21 protein-coding genes are annotated in these 20,837 nt (G+C 59.8%); 9 read left to right on the top strand and 12 right to left on the bottom strand.

The window, feature by feature from the left end; translation table 11 throughout:
- Positions 1-3: 3 nt before the first annotated feature.
- On the bottom strand, positions 4-936 hold the full coding sequence (locus tag AC1D17_RS17800; RefSeq protein WP_477566678.1) for a VOC family protein: 933 nt from the start codon (positions 934-936) through the stop codon (positions 4-6).
- 432 nt (positions 937-1,368) lie between these two features.
- Here AC1D17_RS17800 and AC1D17_RS17805 point away from each other — a divergent pair, with 432 nt between their 5' ends.
- The 5 genes from AC1D17_RS17805 (at position 1,369) to AC1D17_RS17825 (ending at position 3,410) form a co-directional block, all read left to right on the top strand.
- Entirely contained in the window at positions 1,369-1,578 is a 210-nt protein-coding gene (locus AC1D17_RS17805; RefSeq protein ID WP_060637157.1) for a cold-shock protein, read from the top strand.
- Positions 1,579-1,908: 330 nt separating this feature from the next.
- Positions 1,909-2,124 (top strand): hypothetical protein, encoded by a 216-nt coding sequence (locus AC1D17_RS17810; RefSeq protein WP_477566679.1) that lies wholly within the window; start codon positions 1,909-1,911, stop codon positions 2,122-2,124.
- A 193-nt stretch (positions 2,125-2,317) separates the two neighbouring features.
- On the top strand, positions 2,318-2,698 hold the full coding sequence (locus AC1D17_RS17815) for a DUF6481 family protein (protein ID WP_477566680.1): 381 nt from the start codon (positions 2,318-2,320) through the stop codon (positions 2,696-2,698).
- 143 nt (positions 2,699-2,841) lie between these two features.
- Complete coding sequence (locus AC1D17_RS17820; protein WP_477566681.1) at positions 2,842-3,096, top strand: AbrB/MazE/SpoVT family DNA-binding domain-containing protein; 255 nt, start codon at positions 2,842-2,844, stop codon at positions 3,094-3,096.
- Complete coding sequence (locus AC1D17_RS17825) at positions 3,090-3,410, top strand: type II toxin-antitoxin system PemK/MazF family toxin (RefSeq protein ID WP_477566682.1); 321 nt, start codon at positions 3,090-3,092, stop codon at positions 3,408-3,410. Before AC1D17_RS17820 ends, AC1D17_RS17825 begins: the two co-directional genes overlap by 7 nt.
- 11 nt (positions 3,411-3,421) lie before the next feature.
- Here AC1D17_RS17825 and AC1D17_RS17830 read toward each other — a convergent pair whose 3' ends face one another.
- The 3 genes from AC1D17_RS17830 to AC1D17_RS17840 form a co-directional block, all read right to left on the bottom strand.
- A complete protein-coding gene (locus AC1D17_RS17830; protein ID WP_477566683.1) occupies positions 3,422-5,590 on the bottom strand; it encodes a mechanosensitive ion channel family protein in 2,169 nt (722 codons plus the stop codon).
- Positions 5,591-5,904: 314 nt separating this feature from the next.
- Positions 5,905-7,383, bottom strand: coding sequence for a glycogen synthase GlgA (gene glgA / locus AC1D17_RS17835; protein WP_477566684.1), 1,479 nt, complete (start codon positions 7,381-7,383; stop codon positions 5,905-5,907).
- A 287-nt stretch (positions 7,384-7,670) separates the two neighbouring features.
- Complete coding sequence (locus tag AC1D17_RS17840; RefSeq protein ID WP_477566685.1) at positions 7,671-7,910, bottom strand: DUF2934 domain-containing protein; 240 nt, start codon at positions 7,908-7,910, stop codon at positions 7,671-7,673.
- Between the two features lie 287 nt (positions 7,911-8,197).
- Between AC1D17_RS17840 and AC1D17_RS17845 the strand changes: the two genes are divergently transcribed.
- The gene (locus AC1D17_RS17845; RefSeq protein ID WP_477566686.1) at positions 8,198-8,581 is read left to right on the top strand and encodes a hypothetical protein; all 384 of its coding nucleotides are present in this window, start codon (positions 8,198-8,200) and stop codon (positions 8,579-8,581) included.
- Here AC1D17_RS17845 and AC1D17_RS17850 read toward each other — a convergent pair.
- From AC1D17_RS17850 to AC1D17_RS17870, 5 genes are all read right to left on the bottom strand, one after another.
- Positions 8,578-9,219, bottom strand: a complete 642-nt coding sequence (locus AC1D17_RS17850; RefSeq protein ID WP_477566687.1) for a spermidine synthase — start codon at positions 9,217-9,219, stop codon at positions 8,578-8,580. The genes AC1D17_RS17845 and AC1D17_RS17850 overlap by 4 nt on opposite strands.
- 89 nt (positions 9,220-9,308) lie before the next feature.
- Entirely contained in the window at positions 9,309-10,355 is a 1,047-nt protein-coding gene (locus AC1D17_RS17855; protein ID WP_477566688.1) for a glutathione synthetase, read from the bottom strand.
- A gap of 8 nt (positions 10,356-10,363) precedes the next feature.
- Complete coding sequence (locus AC1D17_RS17860; protein WP_477566689.1) at positions 10,364-12,262, bottom strand: flavohemoglobin expression-modulating QEGLA motif protein; 1,899 nt, start codon at positions 12,260-12,262, stop codon at positions 10,364-10,366.
- Positions 12,259-13,080 (bottom strand): N-formylglutamate amidohydrolase, encoded by an 822-nt coding sequence (locus AC1D17_RS17865; protein WP_477566690.1) that lies wholly within the window; start codon positions 13,078-13,080, stop codon positions 12,259-12,261. The genes AC1D17_RS17860 and AC1D17_RS17865 overlap by 4 nt, the downstream gene beginning before the upstream one ends.
- Before the next feature lie 136 nt (positions 13,081-13,216).
- Complete coding sequence (locus AC1D17_RS17870) at positions 13,217-13,900, bottom strand: TetR/AcrR family transcriptional regulator (protein ID WP_477566691.1); 684 nt, start codon at positions 13,898-13,900, stop codon at positions 13,217-13,219.
- A gap of 128 nt (positions 13,901-14,028) precedes the next feature.
- Here AC1D17_RS17870 and AC1D17_RS17875 point away from each other — a divergent pair, with 128 nt between their 5' ends.
- Entirely contained in the window at positions 14,029-14,292 is a 264-nt protein-coding gene (locus AC1D17_RS17875; protein WP_477566692.1) for a hypothetical protein, read from the top strand.
- 97 nt (positions 14,293-14,389) lie between these two features.
- On the opposite strand, the gene pncB is transcribed toward AC1D17_RS17875, so the two are convergent.
- Positions 14,390-15,694 carry a nicotinate phosphoribosyltransferase gene (gene pncB, locus AC1D17_RS17880; RefSeq protein WP_477566693.1) on the bottom strand — a complete coding sequence of 435 codons (1,305 nt, stop codon included), beginning with the start codon at positions 15,692-15,694 and terminating at the stop codon, positions 14,390-14,392.
- 243 nt (positions 15,695-15,937) lie between these two features.
- Entirely contained in the window at positions 15,938-16,297 is a 360-nt protein-coding gene (locus AC1D17_RS17885) for an SPW repeat protein (protein ID WP_477566694.1), read from the bottom strand.
- 557 nt (positions 16,298-16,854) lie between these two features.
- Between AC1D17_RS17885 and aspT the strand changes: the two genes are divergently transcribed.
- Together aspT and AC1D17_RS17895 are read left to right on the top strand one after the other, a co-directional pair.
- Positions 16,855-18,540, top strand: a complete 1,686-nt coding sequence (gene aspT / locus AC1D17_RS17890; protein ID WP_477566695.1) for an aspartate-alanine antiporter — start codon at positions 16,855-16,857, stop codon at positions 18,538-18,540.
- A gap of 29 nt (positions 18,541-18,569) precedes the next feature.
- The gene (locus AC1D17_RS17895) at positions 18,570-20,153 is read left to right on the top strand and encodes a bifunctional aspartate transaminase/aspartate 4-decarboxylase (protein ID WP_477566696.1); all 1,584 of its coding nucleotides are present in this window, start codon (positions 18,570-18,572) and stop codon (positions 20,151-20,153) included.
- A 146-nt stretch (positions 20,154-20,299) separates the two neighbouring features.
- On the opposite strand, the gene AC1D17_RS17900 is transcribed toward AC1D17_RS17895, so the two are convergent.
- Positions 20,300-20,614 (bottom strand): DUF6074 family protein, encoded by a 315-nt coding sequence (locus AC1D17_RS17900; RefSeq protein WP_477566697.1) that lies wholly within the window; start codon positions 20,612-20,614, stop codon positions 20,300-20,302.
- Positions 20,615-20,837 lie beyond the last annotated feature (223 nt).

The following is a 20,837-nucleotide window of genomic DNA, read 5'->3' on the forward strand; positions in this document are numbered from 1 at the left end:
CCCTTAGCCTTCCAGCTTTGCCAAGTGCTGTTCGAGGATCGGCCGCAAATGCTTGTGCTGTTGCGGCAGTTTCAGTGCTTCGCCGAGATGCGCAGTATCCTCGTCGCGGTCGAAGCCCGGTTCATTGGTGGCGATCTCGAACAGGACGCCGCCCGGCGTGCGGAAATAGATCGCCCAGAAATAGTCGCGGTCGATCACCGGTGTCACGTGATAGCCCGTGTCCATCAGGGCCTTGCGCACTTCCAGCTGCTTTTCCCGGTTTTCGACCGAGAATGCGACGTGGTGGACGGAGCCGGCGCCCTGCTGGCCGCGCTGGATGTTCGGCATGGTCTCAAGGTCGATCAGACCGGCGCCATTGCCACCGGGCACAATCAGCCGGGTGACACCGTCCTTGGCATCGAGCGTCTCGTAACCCATGAACTTCAACAGCTCGGCTGTGGCCCCTTCGTCGCGAAGGCGCATGGCAACCGAATGGAAGCCACGGATCGCGTGATCCTCGGCCACACCGTTGGCGGTCCAGACCGGGCGGTTGTCGTCGCGAACTTCCACCAGCGCAAAGCCATCGCCATCCGGACCGGCAAAGTTCAGGCGCTTTTCACCGAAGGTCTCTTCCGCCTTGATCCCGGAAACGCCGCGCTTGGACAGCCGGTCGCTCCAGAAGCCGAGCGAGCCTTCGGGAACGGAGAACACCGTGGTGCCGACTTCGCCGGTTCCCGGGCGGCCAGGGCCCATGTCGGGAAACGGAAAATAGGTCATCACCGTGCCCGGTGCGCCGGTCTCGTCGCCGTAATAGAGATGGTAGACATCGGGCGAGTCGAAGTTGACCGTCTTCTTGACGCGGCGCAGGCCGAGAACATCGGYGAAAAACTGGTTGTTGGTGCGGGCGTCTGCCGCCATCGAGGTGACGTGGTGCAGTCCCTTGATCTGAGTGAGCATGATCTGATCCCTTTCTGCCCGAGCCGGGCTTCGTGTCGCCGATATAGATGTGCCACTTTCGGTGGCGGCGATAGACGCGAGGGGCTGGACGGATTGTCTCTGATTAATGAACAAACAAAAGAAACTGTTCAGGGAGCGGATGTGCAACCCGTCCTGGATTCTCATGCAAAATCGACGCCGGCCGGTTATCGAAGCTGCGGGAAGAAAAAATGAATGCAACCACTGATGATGTCCGTCACCATCAGAAAAACTAAAAGTTGACAAACCGGAAAGGGCAGCTTATATGAGCATTCATCGATAGTTGTTTGACCGATATTTGTTTCTGCCCGCGCTTGCCGCGTCTCTGACGAACTTCCCCCTTCAAAAATCGAGACTACTGATCGCCGTGCGTCGTACGGTGATGGATACATGTTGCTATTGAAAGGGTTCGTTATGACCACTGGCACAGTTAAATGGTTCAATTCCACCAAGGGCTTCGGCTTCATTCAGCCTGACAACGGCGGTCCGGACGTTTTCGTCCACATCTCCGCTGTCGAGCGGGCCGGCATGCGCGAAATCGTCGAAGGCCAGAAGCTCGGCTACGAGATGGAACGCGACAACAAGTCGGGCAAAATGTCCGCCTGCCAGCTCCAGGCTGCTTAAATCGGACGAAACCTCTCCGGTGACCACGGATGTACTGGCATCGTTGACGAGGTGAAATCCAATGGAAGGTCAGGCAAACGCCTGGCCTTTTTTCTTGCCACGGCATAATTCATTAAATCGGAATCGATTTAATGAATTATGCCGTAAATTTAAAGTGTTACAGCGACCTTTGCGCGTCATGAATGACGCGCGGCGCTGTAAACAGCCAATAGACGCACCGTATTCGACAGAATGATCTGAACGAAACGCCGGTGCGATAGCAAGACAGCGCCGCGCGTCATTCATGACACGCAAAGGCCGCTGTAGCAATTTATGCACTAGGATATCATTTTGACCGAGAATTCGACCAAAGCCCGCGACCAGGCGGAATCGGCATTCAGCAGAACACAGACCCAGTTCATGGCCCGCAACCGGACGATTTCGGAAATCGATGCTGTTGCCGCCGAGCGTGAGGCAAAGACCCGGCGGCTGCGCGAGTTGCGGCTGGAAAAGGAAGCTGCGGCAACCGTCAAGACTGCCGTAACAGGAAAATCCGCCAAACGCTGAGCCAATGGCACTGCGACACGCCGTCCACCTCCGTGAAATAGGCGGAAAAGGCGATGCCCTCCCTATTTTTTTGGCGTTTTCACACTATCTTGAGAATGCGCAAAATGCGAAACGAAGGCGGCCGGCACGGTGACGAACTCTTTCCCGGCCAGCACCGGCCCAACGATAAATCTGCAAACAAGGACGACGAAGATTGAGACACGCATCCGATAATGGCTTTGCCGATCGGCGCAAAGCCGCAGCCGAAGCCAAGCAGCAGCTTTTGAAGAAGTTTGTATCGGCACCGAAGGCTGACGATCCGGAACTGGCAGCCAAGCTTGCCGAACGGCAGGCCAATGCGGCAGCGCGCGAAGCCCGCCGCGCCGAACGCGACCGGCTGAAGCAGGAAGAAAACGAGCGCCAGCTCGCCGAAGCCGCAGCCCTGACGGCAGCCGCCGAAGCCGAGGCAAAGGCCGAAGCAACAGCCCGCGAACAGGCCGAGCGCGACCGCATCGCCCGCGTTGTCGCTGATGAGGCAGAACGCAAAGCCGAACGTGACCGCCGCTATGCGGCCCGCAAGGCCCGCCAGCGCTGATGAAGTGACGGCCGGACAGACGTCCGGCCTCCTCTTTGGCTCAACAGCCCAAAACTCCGCACCTTTCCCAAAAGCACGTTACAACATTGTTGTAACGGAATTATCTGGATGGTATACATCAATCCAGAGAACAGGAGAGTGCGATGTTGAGCACGGTGAAGAAATTCGGCAATTCGGCAGGGATCATCATTCCCAAGCCGTTGCTTGCMGAATTTGGTGTCGAAGCCGGCGACAGCGTCGAGCTCAAGGTCGAAGCCGGGCGGATCGTCATCGAGCGGGTGATCAATCCCCCGCGCCAAGGCTGGGCAGACGATGCCAAGCGGCTGACCTCCATCGGGGATGACAGGCTCGATTGGCCGGAATTTGGCAATGAAGAGGACGCCGCACTCAAATGGTAAAGCGCGGCGAGGTCTGGCTTGCCGCACTCGACCCCACAGTTGGCAGTGAAATCCAGAAAACCCGGCCATGCCTCGTCGTATCACCGGACGACATCAACGATCATCTTCGCACCGTCATCGTGGCGCCCATGACGTCGGGCAGTCATCCGGCAGGCTTTCGCGTGCCCATCGCTTTCCAGGGTGTCAATGGGTTGATCCTGCTCGAGCAATCCCGCGCGCTCGACAAAAGACGGCTTGTCAAGCGACTGGGCAGCGTACCCGCGAGCGTCCTCAAACAGACGCTGAGGACGCTGCGAGAGCTTTACGAAGAATAGGAGAGCGCCCGTCAGGCGCCCTCCTCCCCGCCTTCGGCCAACTTCTTCTGGTCCATCGCCGTCTTTATGGTAGCGGCAGCTGCGGCTGCCGACGATGCGTCGTTGCTGGCGACCTGAACGGTCGGCGAGGCGAAGACGACGCCATTTTTCGTGAACGCCTCCCGGATCATCATATAGGCCTTGCGGCGGATCGTCGTCTGGTAGCCCGGTTTGGTCATCATCGCGAAGCTCAGATTGATGCCATAGTCACCGAACTGTTCGACGCCCTTCATCTTCAGCGTCTCCAGTATCATCGCCCCGTACTCCTCGTCCTCAAGAAGTGCAGCGCCAACACCCTTGACCATCTTGCGGACCTTGTTGATGTCGGTGTCGTAGCCGACCGAGATGGTGAACTTGTCGATCACCCAGTCGCGGCTCATGTTCTGGACCGCACCCAGCGTGCCGAAGGGTACAGTGAAGACCGGGCCACGGTGATGGCGCAGCCGGACCGAACGGATGCTGAATGACTCGACGGTTCCCTTGTAGCTGCCGCTCTGGATATATTCCCCGACCCTGAAGGCGTCGTCCATCATGTAGAAGACGCCGCTGATCACATCCTTGACGAGGGTCTGGGAGCCGAAACCGATGGCCACACCAAAGATACCTGCACCCGCGATCAGTGGGCCCACCTGAACGCCAAGGCCAGAGAGCACCATCAGGATCGCGATCAGCCCGATGACGACGGCCAGCACGGTGCGCAGCAGCGGCAGCAGCGTCAAGAGCCGCCCGTTACGCGCCGCATGTGCCGAGTCAACTGTAGCGGAGGTCCGGGCTTGCTCGAGCGTGCGGTTGATCACCGCCTTGGAAATCTGCCAGAGGATATCGGCGACAAGCAGAATGATCGCACCCGCCAGAACGCCCTGGATGAGGCGATCCGTCATCGCCTCGCCGGTAAACATCGACGATCGCTTGTTGACAATGAACGCGAGCCAGAGCACGGCGAGCGCGATGATAGCCGCCCGTGCGCCCCGTTCCACCAGCACCTCGATGACGGGATTGCCGCTGCCGGGCATGTCGGGCTGGCCGGCGAAAGCGTTTTTCGCCATCGCGGTGGTTGCTTTCAGGAGGCCCGGCAAAATCAGTGCATAGATGCCCAGCCAGAGAACGATGATGAGACCGGCAACCCAGAGCGCCCAGAGCAGGCAGAGATAGAATGTCAGCGCCCATTCCATGGCGCCGCGGCCGTGGGGCCGGGCGATCGCTGCTGGCCGGTTCCAGACGGTTTCAATGCCAACAAAAAGCAGGCCCAGACCGAGCGCATAGACAATAACCTCCCTCACGGGGGGGGCAATGCTCAACGCCTCCATCACGCCCACCAAAGCCCATCCAGCAAACAGGATGCAGGACAACCAGAAAATACGCTTGTACCAGAAAACACCGGGGGCTCCGTCGATCGGAACCAGGCCCGATGCATCGCCGAGACCTTTTGCGCTGCTCGGCCCAATCAGCAGAACCCTGGCAATGCGAATGACGAACCGGCAGGCAATGACCCCCAGCAGCAGAGGCAGCATGATGGCGTCGAGAAGCGGCGGCCAGGTCATCGCCATGAACAGGCCGAGGCTTGCAATGCTGAAAGCGACCAGCGGCGCCAGCAAGGCGAACAGATGGCGGCCTGCGGTATGCAGGGGGTTTTCGCCTGCTCCCTCGGCCTCGGTTACCACCGCCTGCACCCGGCTGCGGCGGCCGATGCGGTGGAACAGCCACTCCGCGCCAAGACCGATCAGCACCATCGTCAAGAACAGAACGAACACGCCGAACGGGCCGTGGCCATTGATGTCGGCCGCAATGGTCTGGCCGGCACGCATGAACTCGGTGGGAATCTTCGGAACCGCCTGGCCGACATCACGCAGATGTTCACGAATCCTGTTTCCAAAGGCGTGGAACGCGGTTGCAGACATTTCGTTCGCAGGCTCGCTCGTAGCAGGCACGGCAGCCGGGACGGCGGCCGGCTTGTTCAGCAGTGCGCGTATCTCTGGATCATCGAGCAGCTTGATCAGCTGATCGACCTTTTCGGCCGATACGGCCGGGATGGCCGTTTGCGCGAGGACGGGCTGGATAGAATAGACTGCACCACCAAACGCCACTGCCGCCAGAAACCAGATGCGGAAAGCCAACAACCGGATATCAAAAGCCTTTTTCACGCGCCGAACCCCCTCAGCTCATATCGTCCTAAATACGTTTTCATGCAATTTGGAGAGTTAGAGCATTGAGCGGCGCCTTTGTCACCTGCCTCCACACAGTGAAACCAAAGGTATGGCGTTTTACATTGTGTCGGTTGTTTTCTTCAGCTCAGAAGTGTTCCTGGTGCTCGTTGCTTATCTGCCAGTTGATGGATCGGCCCGGTCTGAACCCGTCCATACCTTTCAGCGTCCGGCTGCAGCCTCGCACGGTTTCGGCCCGCATGATTCGGCCGCAGTCGGCGGATGAGCGCGGACTGCGCCCCTTGCTCGGGCGGTTACTCGGCAGCCTTTGGCCGCCGGACGGGCAGTGCCTTGCGGGCGGGAATGAGCTGGGCGTAGAGCGCTGCATATTGTTCGGCGCTTCGGTCCCAGGAGAAATTGGCTTTCATACCCTGGTTCTGGAGACGGGCCCATTTCATCGGCTCGCGATAGGCGGCAAAGGCGCGGTGGATGGAGAGCCGCAGATTCTCGGCCGTCGCTGGATGGAACTGGAAGCCGGTTGCCACCCGGGCAGACATCGCCGCGTCATTGGCATCGATGATCGTTTCCGACAGGCCGCCGGTCCGCGATACCACCGGAACCGCGCCATAGCGCAGCGCATAAAGCTGGGTGAGGCCGCAGGGCTCGAAGCGCGACGGCTGGATGATGACGTCACAGCCACCATGAATGAGATGGGCGGTGGCCTCGTCATAGCCGATCCGGACGCCGATGCGATCGGGATGCCGCCCGGCGACAGCCAGAAGCGCTGTCTCGATGTGCTCCTCGCCCTTGCCGAGAACGATCAGCCTGCCGCCGAGCGCGGCGATCTCCTCCGCCACCTCGGCCAGCATGTCGCCGCCCTTTTGCCATGTCAGCCGCGACACGGCAGCGAAGACCGGTCCGGGGCCGTCGTCCAGCCGAAAGATCTCCAGCAGCCTTGCGCGGTTCTGCCTCCTCAGTCTGATCCTCTTGTGGTCGTAGTTGACCGGCAAATAGGCGTCCTTGGCCGGATTCCAGATATCCATGTCGATGCCGTTGACGATGCCCGTCAAAGTCTGCGGACGGGAACTCAGCGCACCGGCCATGCCCATGCCGAGTTCTGGGCTGATGACTTCGCGCGCATAGGTGGGGCTGACCGTCGTAATGGCGCTGGCTGTACGGATCCCACCTTTCAGGTAGCTGACGTCGCCATAGTACTCAAGGCAATCGAGTGACACGCTCTCTGGCGGCAGGCCGATCTGGCTGACGACAGAGCTCGGAAACTGCCCCTGGAAGGCCAGGTTGTGGATCGTCAGGACGCTCGGAACCCTGTTCGCGTTGCTCGAATACCGCATGTAGACGGAGGTCAGCGCCGTCTGCCAGTCATGGGTGTGGACGACATCCGGAGACCAGCCCGCAAGCAGCCCCCCGGCGATCGCCGAGGCGACATAGGACAACACGGCAAACCGTTTCCAGTTGTCCGCATGATCGTGGCCGGTCTCGTCGAGATAGGGGCCTCCGGAGCGATTGTAGAGGGAAGGCGCATCGAGGATCAGCAGATCGAGCTGCTCGTAGCGCGCTTCCAAAAGCGAGGCCGGGGCACCGAACAGGTTGGGGAAGAAGGACACCTGCCGGGCACCGGCAAGCTTTGCAAAAAGTTGCGGATAGCCGGGCACCAGCGTGCGTGTGTGGCAGTTGTAGGCCTCAAGCGCCTTGGGCAGCGAGCCTGTGACATCAGCAAGGCCGCCGGTCTTGATCAATGGAAAGATTTCCGACGTCACCGAAAGTATCTTCACGCAGGTCACATCCCCTGTACCGCCGGCCCCTGTACCGCCGGCCTTGTCCCACCGGTTGTCAGCGCGACGCGGCGGCACGAAGCGTCGGCGTTCCCCATGATGTTGCAAAGCGTCGTCGATGTCCGCAGAAAAGCGTACCGGAGATGTAATAATTTTGCCTTGCAAAAATGACCGCCGTGAATGGCCGATTGCATCCATTCTCGCGCCAAAACGGCGCCATACGGCGGCCGGATCGTCAAAACGTATGAAGTGCCGGTTGCCCGGCACTTCCATGGAACATCAAAAAATCAGGCGGGCTTGCTGCGCTTGCGGGCGACGGGTTCGATTGCCGCCTCATTCTTGACGACAGAAAGCTTGGAGGTCTTTGTCGGCGTCAACGGAATGGCGCCGGTAGCCGCAACCGCCTCCTCCGTCAGTTCCTGCAACGCCTGCAGCCAATGTGCCTCATGATCGCCGTCCGGGCGCCCATCGGCTTCCCACAGCGCGTAAGCCCGCATTCTGATGTCGTCTTCGCTGATATCCCTCATCTGCTTCTCCCTTTGCAACGTGGCCAAGAATAACTTCGACAGGAGCGCCTGGTTCCCGCCTCGAAACAGCCGTGCGATGAACCAAGAATTTCACGATAGGATTATGCGTTTGCAAGATTGCGAAATGGACGCGTCAAAAATGATTTCGCATCGTGATCCTACGCTCAATCAACAGACAGTCGAGGGGTGCAGACGGCGTTTTGCACCATCTTCTGTGGAACTAAAGGCGGCGGGCGCCGTTATGATCGACGCATCGGCTGTGGGGGCCGGTGTATCTGGAGTTTACCATGAGAAAAATCGTATTTGCCCTCGTGCTCGCGTCGCCGATGCTGGCCGTATCGCCCGCCGCTGCCCAGTCGATGAAGATCGAAGACCTCTGCGTGAAAGTGGCAAAGCACCTGCTGATGACCGAAACCCTGCACACCGGTGTCGTTCAGTCCTTCCCGGAACTCAAGCCACCGGGCGCACGCATGACCTATTCCACCCGCGACGGGGTGGAGAAAAAGGATATGGTCGATACGTTCGAATGCCAGTTCGACAATACCACCGCCCCATAYGGGCTGAAGCGGTTTTGCCTCGCCGGCGCCTGCTATTCGGCAGATGAAAAGAACCAGGAAAACAAGCGCCGGTTCGAGGAAGTACACATCCTGATGGAGCGCGAAGGACTTTAGCGGCGGCTCGCCATCCAGATGACATGGCGGGCGCCGCGCCCTTTGGTGCTGGCGCGAACCGGCAGTTCCTCGACAGCGAACCCCGCATCCTTCAGCCGGCGCGTGAAGCCTGCGTCCGGCGCGGACGACCAGACGGAAAGAACGCCGTTCGGCTTCAGCGCCCTGCGCGCCGCTTGTAGACCGGCGATGCTGTAGAGAGCGTCGTTTGCCCTGCGGGTCAGCCCCTCCGGGCCATTGTCGACATCCAGCAGGATCGCGTCGTATTCACCGGCCGCAGACCGGATGAGACGGCCGACATCGCCTTCGCGGATGGCCACCCTGTCATCGTCGAGACAGCCTGCAAACACTTCGGCCATCGGTCCGCGCGCCCAGGCGACGACGGCGGGTACGAGTTCCCCGACCGTTATCCGCGCGTCGCCAGGAAGTTCTGCGAGGGCCGCCCTCAGCGTAAACCCCATTCCGAGCCCGCCGATCAGCATGTGCGGCCGCGGATGATTGCGGATCCTCTCGTAGGACAGACGGGCCATTGCTTCTTCCGAACCGCTCAGCCGGCTGTTCATCAGTTCGATCGCGCCGAGCATGATGGAGAATTCGCTGCCGCGCTGCTTCAGGCGCAGTTCACCGCCTCCGTCAGGCATTATCGCTGTGTCAATCAGGGTCCAGGGTATCACGTGCGCATCCAATCGTTGAGGTGCCCGCGATAGCACAAATGAGCCCCGAGAACAGCCTATAGAGTGGCCAGAGCCCGGTTGGACACGGAACCGGCATAGACCTTGCGGATGGCGATCTTGTTTTCCAGGGCTTCGATGATTTCCTCGGAGAAATCGATCTTGTGCATGCCGGCGATATCGGGAAGGCCGCCGGGCGTGAAGACGTTTATCTCCAAAATCTTGTCCCCGACAATATCCAGGCCAACCAGGAACATGCCATCCTCGATCAGTTTCGGACGGACAATCTCGGCGATAGCCAGCATGCCACTGGTGATCTTTGCTGCCTCCGCCGTGCCGGCGGCATGCATGTTCGAGCGAAGATCGCCCTTGGCCGGAACGCGGCGGAAGGCGGCGTAAACCCCGTCACGCACCAGCGGTTTGCCGTTCATCATGAAGAAGCGGGTATCGCCCGCCTTTGCCTCCGGCAAGTAGGCCTGCGCGATCAGGTAGCCTTCACCGCTGACCGCTTCGAAGATCTGGTTGAGATTGGCATCGTCGGGCGTGGTGATCTTGAAGACGTTCTTGCCGCCCGAGCCCTGCAGCGGCTTCAGGATGACGCCCCTGCGGTGACCGGCGATGAAGGCGCGGATCTCCTCGATGCTCTTGGAAATCAGCGTTTCCGGACGCACCGCTTCCGGAAAGCCCTGGAAATAGAGCTTGTTCTGGGCGAGCGCCAGACCGGCGGGATCGTTGACGACGATTGCGCCCCGTTCGCAAGCTATGCGCCCGAACATTGCGCCGACATGGGCGGCCCATGGCCGGTCGTCCGAATCGAGCGACGGATCGTTGCGCAGGAAGATGACATCGACTTCGCGAACGTCGATCGTCTGGACCTCGGCATCCTTGCCCTGGAAGGCTTCATGGAATGCCTGCGGATTCTTGTATTTTCCGGTAGCAACCTTGGTCACGCGCACCATCAGGCTGTCATCCGGCCGCAACACGAAATCGCCGGGCGTGATATAGCAGACGTCATGGCCACGGGCGAGCGCGGCCGTGGCCAGCGCGGTGGTGGTGAAACTGGGTTCCTCGCTCTCGATCGAATTGACGAAGAATGCGACGCGCATGGCGGTTCCTAACTGATGATCATATTCAAAGGGTTCAATCCCGCCCGCGCCTTGTCCAGGCGGGCTTGCGCCTGCGGGTGGGTAAGAAAAGCAGGGCGAATGACCGGCGCCTTCAACAGGCCGCGCAGGTTCAGTTCCTGCATCACCCGGAAATGCGAGGCGGAGATCTTGCCCATCCAGAACGGATCGAGCGCACCGCCTGATTTCAGGTGGCTGAGCAGTTCCAGCAGCCCGCGCAGATAAATGGCGTCCTTGGCGAGCCCGCCGCCGCGATACAATCGCATGGCCAGATGGAAAGCAGCGACCGGCCCAAACCCGTATTCGCCGACAAGCATGCTGTAGGTTCCCGTAAACGGCCTGCCCTCCAGCATCGCCGAACAGGCGACGACACGAGCGGCGATCAGGCGCAACCGGCCGATGGTCATGCCGCCGGCCATATATTCGGAGAACACGGCAAGGCCTTCCTGCATGCCCTCGTAGCCGGCAAGGCCGGAGCGGAACAGCCGCAACCCCTGCGCCGAGCCGTTGAAATAGGTGAGAAGATGCACGCCGATCTCGTGGCTCAAAAGCGCATGGATCCGGCCTCTGGGCATTAGGGTGTGGCGCGAGATCAGCAGCCGTTCACCCGAGACCAGCATTCCGGACGGCAAGTCGTCGCGCAATTCGACCTCGGCTGCAAAGCCCGGATATTGCCGCTGGTATTCTGCAATCATGGCGCGCGCTGCAGATTCGACCTCGTAGCAATCCGCCGTCTGCGGATCGTTTTCAGCATCATCGCTGTCATCCGCAAGCGCTGCTGTTTTTGCGAGAATATCCTGGGCCATATGGTTGAGCGACGGTTGGACCGGACCATAGAGGGCACGGCCATATTCGACGAAGCGGCTGGTCTCGCGAGCTGAAATCAACGACAGCTGCAGGTCGAGCTCCTGCTGCTTCTCGCGGTATAGATGATAGAGGACGGGATCCTCGAAGCGGTCGAAGGCGATCGAGAAGAGCTTTCGTTTTTCCACTTCGACCCGCACGGAGAGCGGCCGGTACAAAAATTGCGGTTCCTGCCTGAATTTGCCCGCCTTGAACGCCTGCCAGGCAGCGTCCGTATTGATGGGCGTGACCGCCAGCAGGAAATCGAAGCTCGAAGCAACGTCATCGATGCTGCGATCGGCACGGCTGACGGCATCGACGAAGGCTTTGCGGCCGAGCGCCCGGTGTGTCTTCAGCTTCAGGCTTTGGGTTGTGCCGACAAAGGCTGCGAATGCCTTCAGGCCGGCATCGAAGATGTTGGCGACCAGGCGCTCGCGCAGGTCGGGATAGGTGTTGCCCGATTCCGGCTGCCTGTAGATCGGGGCGAACCGGACCGCGACCAGCGGGAAGCCGGTCCGCCCGGCCAGCGCGGCAGCCTGGCGATCGGTCTTCAGTTCAAATCGTTCAACATGCGGCGTCCTGAACTTGACCGGACGGATGTCGGTTCCCAAGGCCAGCGCCTCAGCCGCGTCTTGGGCGGCAGTATCCGCCGTTGAAGCAATCCGGATTTCGAACGGGGGCAGATAAGACGCATCGTCGGTGATCAGCGTATCATGGTCGAGTTCATCGATATCCAACAGCAGGAACGCGTTAAACCGGTCCCGAAGAACGCCACCGACCGCCGTGATGACCGGCAGGGCTTCGTCGATCTCGTTGACCACGAGATAGGAGGCATTGGCAGCGGCAATATCGTGGGCGGCGAGATCCTCCCTGCCCCGGCTGACATGCACGGACAGGAAAGGCAACGGCCGATCGATGTGGAGGCGGCCCCCATGGTCGAAATCCCTACGCACGGACTTGCCCGCCCGGATGCAGTCAAGAATGTCCTCCAGCGACTGCGGATCGTTGGCGGCGGGATCCCGATGCTTGCGGCGGACGCTGGTCATGACCGTTTCCGCAAGGCTTCAGTGAGAACCGGCTGCGACAGCCGGATCACCTCCCGCATCGCCGTCAGCGCCTCGATATCCGGTTCCCCGGTCCACTCGTCCATGAAGAATTTTTTGAATTCGATGGCGATGGCGCAGCCGGTTTCCGGGAACCGTTCGTGGACGAAACGCGTCTGCTCGCCCTTGCCCTGAAAGGCGATATTTTCGCGAACGTCCAGGCGCTGACCGCGAAATTCAAAATTGCGCAATTGCCCGGTGAAGGCATCGAGCACCGGCGCCCAGCGCCGACGATCCATCGAAGAGGTGCCAATGTTGATCTGCGGCGCTTTTTCGAACGGCATTGCGGGACCTTCGGCCCCATCGCGGCGGTGATTGTAGCTGTGGATGTCGAGGAGGACGAAGGCGCCGTATTGCTGCTCAAGGCCGCGCAGGCAGGTTTCCAGCATGGCATAGTATGCGTCGTGAATGCCGAGCGAAGTCGCGATGGCATCGTCGGGCAATTGTTGCGCCCAGACCTTCAGTCCCCAGGCTTGTTCCGGTTTCAGATAGATGGCACCGTCGCGAGCACGGTTGATGTCGATCTCGAAGCGGGAGCGGTGGAAGACGATGCGGTTGGGCAGGTCGCGGATGAAAAATTCGGTAAAAGGGTCCTCTTCGCGCAGCCGCTGGCCGGCGCTGAGGCCCAGGAATTCCTCAAGGTCGCTTCGGATGTGATGACCGTTGTGAATGGCCGTGCCGATAATCGGCGAGGCACCGCGATGCGCCGACCACCAGTCCGCAGGGTCTGGATTGACGATGAACTCCTGGAAAGGGTACATGCCGTCCTTCTTGTTGACAGGCGGCTGCAAAGCCGCACTTTTTCAATCAACAAGTAAATGGACACAAGGCTCGTTTGTTCCATCGGGAGCTTCGATGCTGCCGTCAATTCGCCTGTGCGAGCAGGCTCTTGAAGGCTCAGGAACCGACGGTTTCGAGGGCCCCTTTTGCCGGCTGGCAGAACGAGGCGATGGCAGCCTCGCACGCCCGCATGAACCGCATCGACGGGCCTTCGCTGCCCGTCGCAAGCTTGCTTACCTGGGCGCCCTCCATCAGCATCGACAGGGTGTCGGAAAGCAGTTCCGGTTCGCTCACGCCCGCATCGCGACAGAGCTTTTCGAGGCGGCGGCGCTGGGCAAGCTTGAAGTTTTCGATCACCACATGGGCCGGATGGCCCTGCTCCTTGAGCTCGACGGCCGCATTGGCGAGATCGCAGCCATATTTGTTGTCGGCAAGACACTGTGCCCTGGCTTTCACCCAGCTGTGAAGCTGCGCCATCGCGTCGTCCGGATAGGAGGCTTCAAGCTGGTCCCAGAAGGCGGCGGCTTTTTCGGAGGTGAACCGCAATGCTTCGCAGATCAGGTCGTCTTTCGAGCCGAAATGACGGTAGAGCGTCATCTTGTTGGTCTCGGCCGCTTCGGCGATCGCATCCACGCCGATACCGCGAATGCCGTGTTGCCGAAACAGCTCACAAGCCGTTGAAACAATACGATCTCGCGGCGCCTGACGCACCTGCACACAGTCACCTTTATCCAGCCTCACATCTGCCGGTTTCAGGGACGATACGGATTTCGAATTTTTATTGACAAGGCTTCTTGACATAGGTGTGACCGGTCGGTAACTATTCGAATGTTACTTACTGGTAACACCGCAAGAAATTGATGTCAAGTTTAAGACACCGGCCGGGATCCGCCCACCGGAAAAGACGATGAACCCGAAGGAATACCCCAATGCACCAGGCAAACAGCGATCTGACCATCCACGAGGTTCTGACAGACCCGATGATCCGTGCCGTTATGCGTGCGGACGGCGTCACGACCAATGAAATGAAAACGCTTCTGTACTCCGCTGCCAGCGCGCTTCGCCAGATGCAGCCGGGGACGATGAGCGCCAAAAATCATACGGCCAATCTGCTCGCGGCTCCCAAGCGCCGCCTGCTGTCGATGGTCCATCCGCTCGCTTCGCGCTCGGACTGCTTACGCATGAGCGCGTAACGAAACCCAGTTCTCCCGGCGCATCCCTCAAAGAATGCGCAAACAAACCCAGCCGGACACCTCCACCGGCTGGGTTTTTGTTTGTGAAGTTGACCGCTCAGACCTTGACGGCCAGCTCGGCAAAATCTTCCGTTCCAAAGAACTTCAGGTAGCGCTCGACTTCCGAAGGCTCGCCGGTCGCCTTGCGCGGATTGTCGGATAGCTTGACGGCCGGGCGGCCATTCGCGTCGCTGACCTTGCAGACAATGGAGATCGGGTTGAGCCCGCCGATCTGGGTTGGCGCACATCCGGCAAAATCGTTGGTCAGATTGGTACCCCAGCCGAAACTCATGCGCACCCGCCCCTGAAAATGCCGGTAGGTCTCAAGGATCGTTTCGACGTCCAGTCCGTCCGAGAAGATCAGCAGCTTTTCCTTGGGGTCGCGCCCCATCTTCTGCCACCAGGCAATAATCTTCTCGCCTCCCTCGATCGGCGGCGCACTGTCGGGCCTGAAGCCTGTCCAGTCGGCAACCCAATCCGGGGCTTTCCGCAGAAACGCCGCCGTGCCGAACGCATCAGGCAGAACGATCAGCAGGTTGCCGCCATAAAGCCGGTTCCAGTCCTGCAGGACCTTGTAGGGCGCCAGACCCAGCTCATGGTCGTTGCGCGCAAGCGCCGCCACCACCATCGGCAGTTCATGCGCGTTGGTGCCGAGCGCTTCGAGATCGGTGTCCATGGCGAGAAGCACATTGCTGGTGCCGGAGAAGGACTTGCCGATGCCCTCCTTCAGCGCTTCGACGCACCAGCGCTGCCACAGGAAGCTGTGGCGGCGGCGGGTGCCGAAATCGGAGATGCGCAGGTCCGGATAGGCCTTGAGCTGCTCGACCTTTGTCCACATCTTGGCTTTTGCCCGCGCATAGAGCACATCCAGCGCAAATGGACCCATGTCCTTCATGGCGGTGCGCGAGCGCAGTTCGTTGATAATTGCCAGCGCCGGAATTTCCCACATGCTCGTGTGGGTCCACTTGCCCGGGAATGTCAGTTCGTATTGGCCATGACGGCGCGACAGTTCGTAGTCGGGAAGCTGGAAATCGGCGAGCCAGGCGAGGAAATCGGGCGCGAAAATCTGCTTGCGGCCATAGAACGTATTGCCGGCGAGCCAGATCATCTCCTTCTTGGTAAAACGCAGGGCGCGCACGTAATCGAGCTGTTCGCGCAGTTCCTGCTCGTCGATCTCGTCGGTCAGCAGCACCGTCTTGGTGCGATTGATCACCGAGAACGTCGCATCGACGTCGGGATAAAGACGCCAGATCATCTGCAGCATCAGGAGCTTGTAGAAATCCGTATCGAGCAGGCTGCGCACGACCGGATCGAGCTTCCAGGCATTGTCGTAGACCCGGCGGGCGATGTCCGTCTTGGTCATGCAAAAACTCCCCTTGCGCCGCCCGTCAACGTCGCCTGCATATATGGTTCATTCCTTGCGATTCCAATGGCATGCGCATTTGGAATTTCCGTGCCGAAACACATGGCACGTCCTTCCACTCCGCCGCAACCGCCGATGCGAGAAACAGGGCAGGAAAAGTCTTTGAAGGTGCGTGGATAAAAGGCGCGGCATCCCCGCCGCTCCGCGCGGCGGGTCCTTGCAGCGATAGTGTCATGCCTCAGCTCAAGCGTGAGCGTGGGGATGATGGATATCCCAGACCGCCCACAGGGCGACGGCGGCGACGAACAGTCCCAGCACCACGCTGGTCCACATCGCGTTCATATTGGCTGTAAAGCCGAGCAGCCAGGGGGAAGCGGCCAGCCAGAGGCCGAGCGCCAGATCGACCCATTCTTCCCATTCGGCAAACGCCGATATTGTCGCGAGCGCCAGTGCACCAAGCATGAACCCGACGATCCATGCGTTCCAGCTCGGCGCGGCATCAGCCGCAAAGCCGATAACCCACGGCGAGAAGAAAACGCACAGGGCCAGGACCACGTTTGCCCAGTCCCGTCCCTTTGTTCCTTGCATCATTGTGTTAGCCATGACAGACCTCCAAGTCTGAAGATTAACTGTAGTATTATATCGCGTTCCCCATACCCTTAACAATAAAAATCATTTCCACCCGCGCCGGCATGAAGAGACAGGACCAACCGAGCGTTGCCAATCCGCAGTCAAGGCCTGTGCTGACCGGCTCTTTCAACATGTCACGAAAATAGCGCTTAAGAAAAGGCACGGCGTGAACAGAGAGTTTCGGCAGAACATCTGTGTGCATGAAGGTTCAGCGTCCCAATATTCTCTGCAGCTGGGTGACCATTTGCTGCAAAAGCTCCGGGCTTCTTGACGTCGTCCGTCACCTGTCCTGCAGAATGAACGCCCGGCAAAAATGCCGGGCGTTTTTTTGTTCGCCCGGCGCAGCCCTAGACCCCTGCTCCCACCGCATTTTCCGCCATGTGTCTCAAATCCGAACAAAACGTGAGTCTCAAATTTGAGCAAATGCAGGGTATTTTAATCTTCCCGCGGAAGTTTTTTCTTGACCAAGACACAACCGTCCTTTTTGATCCCGGCATCCGCGAGCAATGCAGCATTGATACGGAGGACCTATGTCGTTCCTGCAGTCTATTTTTCACCAATCTCCTGAAATCGCTTTGTTTTTGTCATTGGCGGGTGGTTACTGGATCGGCAAGTTCCAGTTCGGCAAGTTCCAGCTGGGCGGCGTCGCCGGCTCACTTCTGGTTGCAGTCGTGCTTAGCCAGATCGGCATTACAATCGACAACGGCATCAAAGCCGTCCTCTTTGCCCTGTTCATCTACGCGGTCGGCTTCGAAAGCGGTCCGCAATTCTTTCGTTCGCTCGGGCGCAAGTCGATCCGGGAGATCGTCATGGCTGCTGTGCTCGCCATCAGCGGGCTCGTGACGGTGGTGGTTCTGGCCAAGATGTTCGGCCTCGACAAGGGATTGGCCGCAGGCATCGCCGCCGGTGGCCTCACCCAATCGGCGATCATCGGCACCGCAAGCTCGGCAATCGGCAAGCTCGGCCTTGCCGCCGACGAAGTGCAGCGCCTGCAGGCGAATGTCGCCATCGGCTATGCGGTCACCTATATCTTCGGCTCCTTCGGCGCCATCATCGTCTGCGTCAACATCCTGCCCTGGTTCATGGGCCGCAGCATTCGCGACGAAGCCGTCAAGGCCGAGGCCGAGATGCTGGCCGGCGCCAAAGTCTATGGCCCTGGCGAAACCCCGGCCTTGCCGGATCTCGTCGGGCGCCTCTTCCAGGTCAGCCAGGCCGCCGGCCGCACGGTTAGGGAAATCGAGGCAGGCGTCACAAATGCAGCCATTGCCATCGAGCGGGTAAAACGGGCGGGTGAGATCATCGGCGTCGAACCCGATCTCAAACTGCAGAAGGATKATGTCGTGCTCATTGTCGGACGACGCGCCAGCGTTGTCGGCATGACGAACACCATCGGCCCGGAGACACAGTCTTCCGACGGCATGGACATGGTTGTCGCGACGCGTGACGTTGTCATCGGCAACAAGGAGTTTGCCGGCAAAACGGTCGCCGAAATCATCGAGGCGACCAAGGAATTGCGCCACGGCGTCTTTGTTCTTCAGGTCAAGCGCAGCGGCAATCCGCTGACGCTTGTAGCCGACACCCGCATCGAGGCTGGTGATGTCGTGACCGCGTATGGCCTGCAGGAAGATCTGCAGCGCATCGCCAAACGGGTCGGCACGGTGATCACGCCCAGCGACAAGACCGATTTCGTCTTCCATGGTCTCGGCATCGTCGTCGGCCTACTCGTCGGACTTGCGGTCATTCGCATCGGTTCCATTCCTCTGACCCTCGGCAGCGGCGGCGGCGCCCTGCTCGCCGGTCTCGCCTTCGGCTGGTACCGCAGCCGCAATATGACGCTCGGCAACATGCCGACGGCGGCCTCGACGCTCCTGCGCGATCTCGGCCTTGCCGGCTTCGTCGCCGTCGTCGGGCTACAATCCGGGCAGCAGGCGGTCCAAACGGTCGCTGAAAACGGCATTTCGATCTTCCTGATCGGCGTCGTCGTGACGATCCTGCCTCTGCTCATCACCATGCTCGTCGGGCGCTACATCCTGCGCTACGACAACACCGCCATCTTCGCCGGCGCGCTTTCCGGATCGCGCAGTGCCAATCCCGCGTTCGGCGAAATTCTCGACAAGGCCGGAAACACCGTCCCCACCACGCCCTTCGCCATTACCTACGCGCTGGCCAACGTCTTCCTGACATTGCTTGGCCCGCTCGTCGTTGCCTTCGTCTGACTTCATTCGACTTAGTAAGGAGTGACCCCATGACCGACTATAGCAGCTTTGCAAAACTGAGCCCGTTCGAGCTCAAGGACGAGCTCATCAAGCTGGCCTCGGCCAAAGAAAACCGGACAATGCTGAATGCCGGACGCGGCAATCCGAACTTCCTGGCAACGCTGCCGCGCCGCGCCTTTTTCCGCCTCGGGCTTTTTGCCGCCGCGGAGTCCGAACTGTCCTATTCCTTCATGCAGAAGTGGATCGGCGGACTGCCGAACATCGAAGGCATCGAAGCGCGCTTCGAGCGCTTTACCAGCGAGAACCGCGATCAGGCAGGCGTTGCCTTCCTGCAGCGGGCGCTGAGCTATGTCCGCGACCAGCTGGGCCTTTCCGGCTCGGAATTCCTGCATGAAATGGTCGAAGGCATTCTCGGCTGCAACTATCCCGTCCCGCCGCGCATGCTGAAAATCAGCGAACAGATCGTCCGCCAATATATCGTCAAGGAGATGATCGGCGGATCGCTGTCGGCCGGAAACGTCGATGTCTTCGCGGTCGAAGGCGGCACGGCGGCGATGACCTATATCTTCAATACGCTGAAGCAGAACGGCATTGTCACCAAGGGCGACAAGGTGGCGATCGGCATGCCGGTGTTCACGCCCTATATCGAAATCCCGGAACTCGACGAATACGGCCTGAAGGAAGTGGCGATCAATGCCGATCCGGCGCAGGGCTGGCAATACACCGACGAGGAGCTCGAAAAGCTGAAGGACCCGGATATCAAGGTGTTCTTCTGCATCAACCCGAGCAATCCGCCGTCGGTGAAGCTCGACGACCGCAGCCTCAACAAGATCGCCGACATCGTCAAGAACCATCGTCCGGACCTGATCATCCTCACCGACGACGTCTACGGCACCTTTGCCGACGATTTCCGTTCGCTGTTTGCGATTTGCCCGAACAACACGATCCTGGTCTATTCGTTCTCCAAGTATTTCGGCGCGACCGGCTGGCGCCTCGGCGTCATCGCCACCCTTCAGGACAATGTCCTCGATGGCAAGCTGCGCGACCTGCCCAAGGCCACCAAGACGGCACTCGACCGGCGCTATGGATCGCTGTTGCCCGACGTCAGCTCGTTGAAATTCATCGACCGGCTGGTGGCCGACAGCCGCACCGTGGCCCTCAACCATACCGCCGGCCTGTCGACACCGCAGCAGGTGCAGATGGTCCTGTTCTCGCTGTTTGCGCTGATGGACGAGAACGACATCTACAAGTCGACACTGAAAAAGGTCATCCGCAACCGAGAGGCTGCACTTTACCGCGAGCTCGGCGTTGCCGTGACGGACAACCCGAACTCGGTCGACTACTATACCCTGCTCGACCTGGAAGACCTTTCCCTCAAGCTTTACGGCGCCGACTTCGCCAAATGGATCAAGGGGAAGTTTTCGGCTAACGAACTGCTGTTCCGGATCGCCGACGAGACCGGCATCGTGCTGTTGCCCGGCCGTGGGTTCGGCACGCAGCAAGCGGCCGGGCGCGCCTCGCTCGCCAATCTCAACGAATACGAATATGYCGCCATCGGCCGCTCGCTACGCGCGATGGCGGATGAGTATTACGCGGAATTCAAGAAGGGGTGAGGCAACCGAAACCTCACAACGACAAAAGGGCAGCTCGCGGCTGCCCTTTTTGCTATCTGCTTTGATGTTTGGACACCGCGCCGGCGTCCCGGTGGTCTATCACCGCACAAACCTGTGTCTTCCCGGGGCAGAGCACCTTTGGAGCTTCAAGAATTGAGGGTGTAGCCGTCCTGAGCTTCTGCGGCGAGGCGGTCCGAATAGCGGCGCATCATTTCCACCTGGACTTCAGTCTGGAAGGACATCACTTGCGTGCGGATCGCGTCTTCTGAGCATCCCAGCCTTCTCAAGCCTTCTGCCAGAACGCGGCACTCGGTTTTCCAGTACTGCAGAGCCTCGTCGCCATGGACATTTTCCAGCTCGCGGGCGCAACGCCTGATGGTGCCTGCCTGTCCCGACAAAGGAAACGGTACGACCCGTTCTTCTGTTTCCGAAAAACGCACATCCATCAACGCAGCACTCATCCGGCGGTTCTCCATGTTGGTGATTCTGATTTACAAAGCATATAGTTAACGCTTCGTATCCATCGCCGGCCTTTGCCAATATTAGCGTCGAAAGTCCCATGTCAGGCGGGATAAAGAGTTGATGCGGCATGCCGGCCGGTAATTCCCGGCATCGCATCAAGGCCGTCTGCGGCATCGCACGCCGCTGCGCCGATCCCTTTTCAGCGCTTTCCTTTTCGTACCG

It is taken from the genome of Pararhizobium sp. P1_E7 (genome assembly GCF_056405855.1).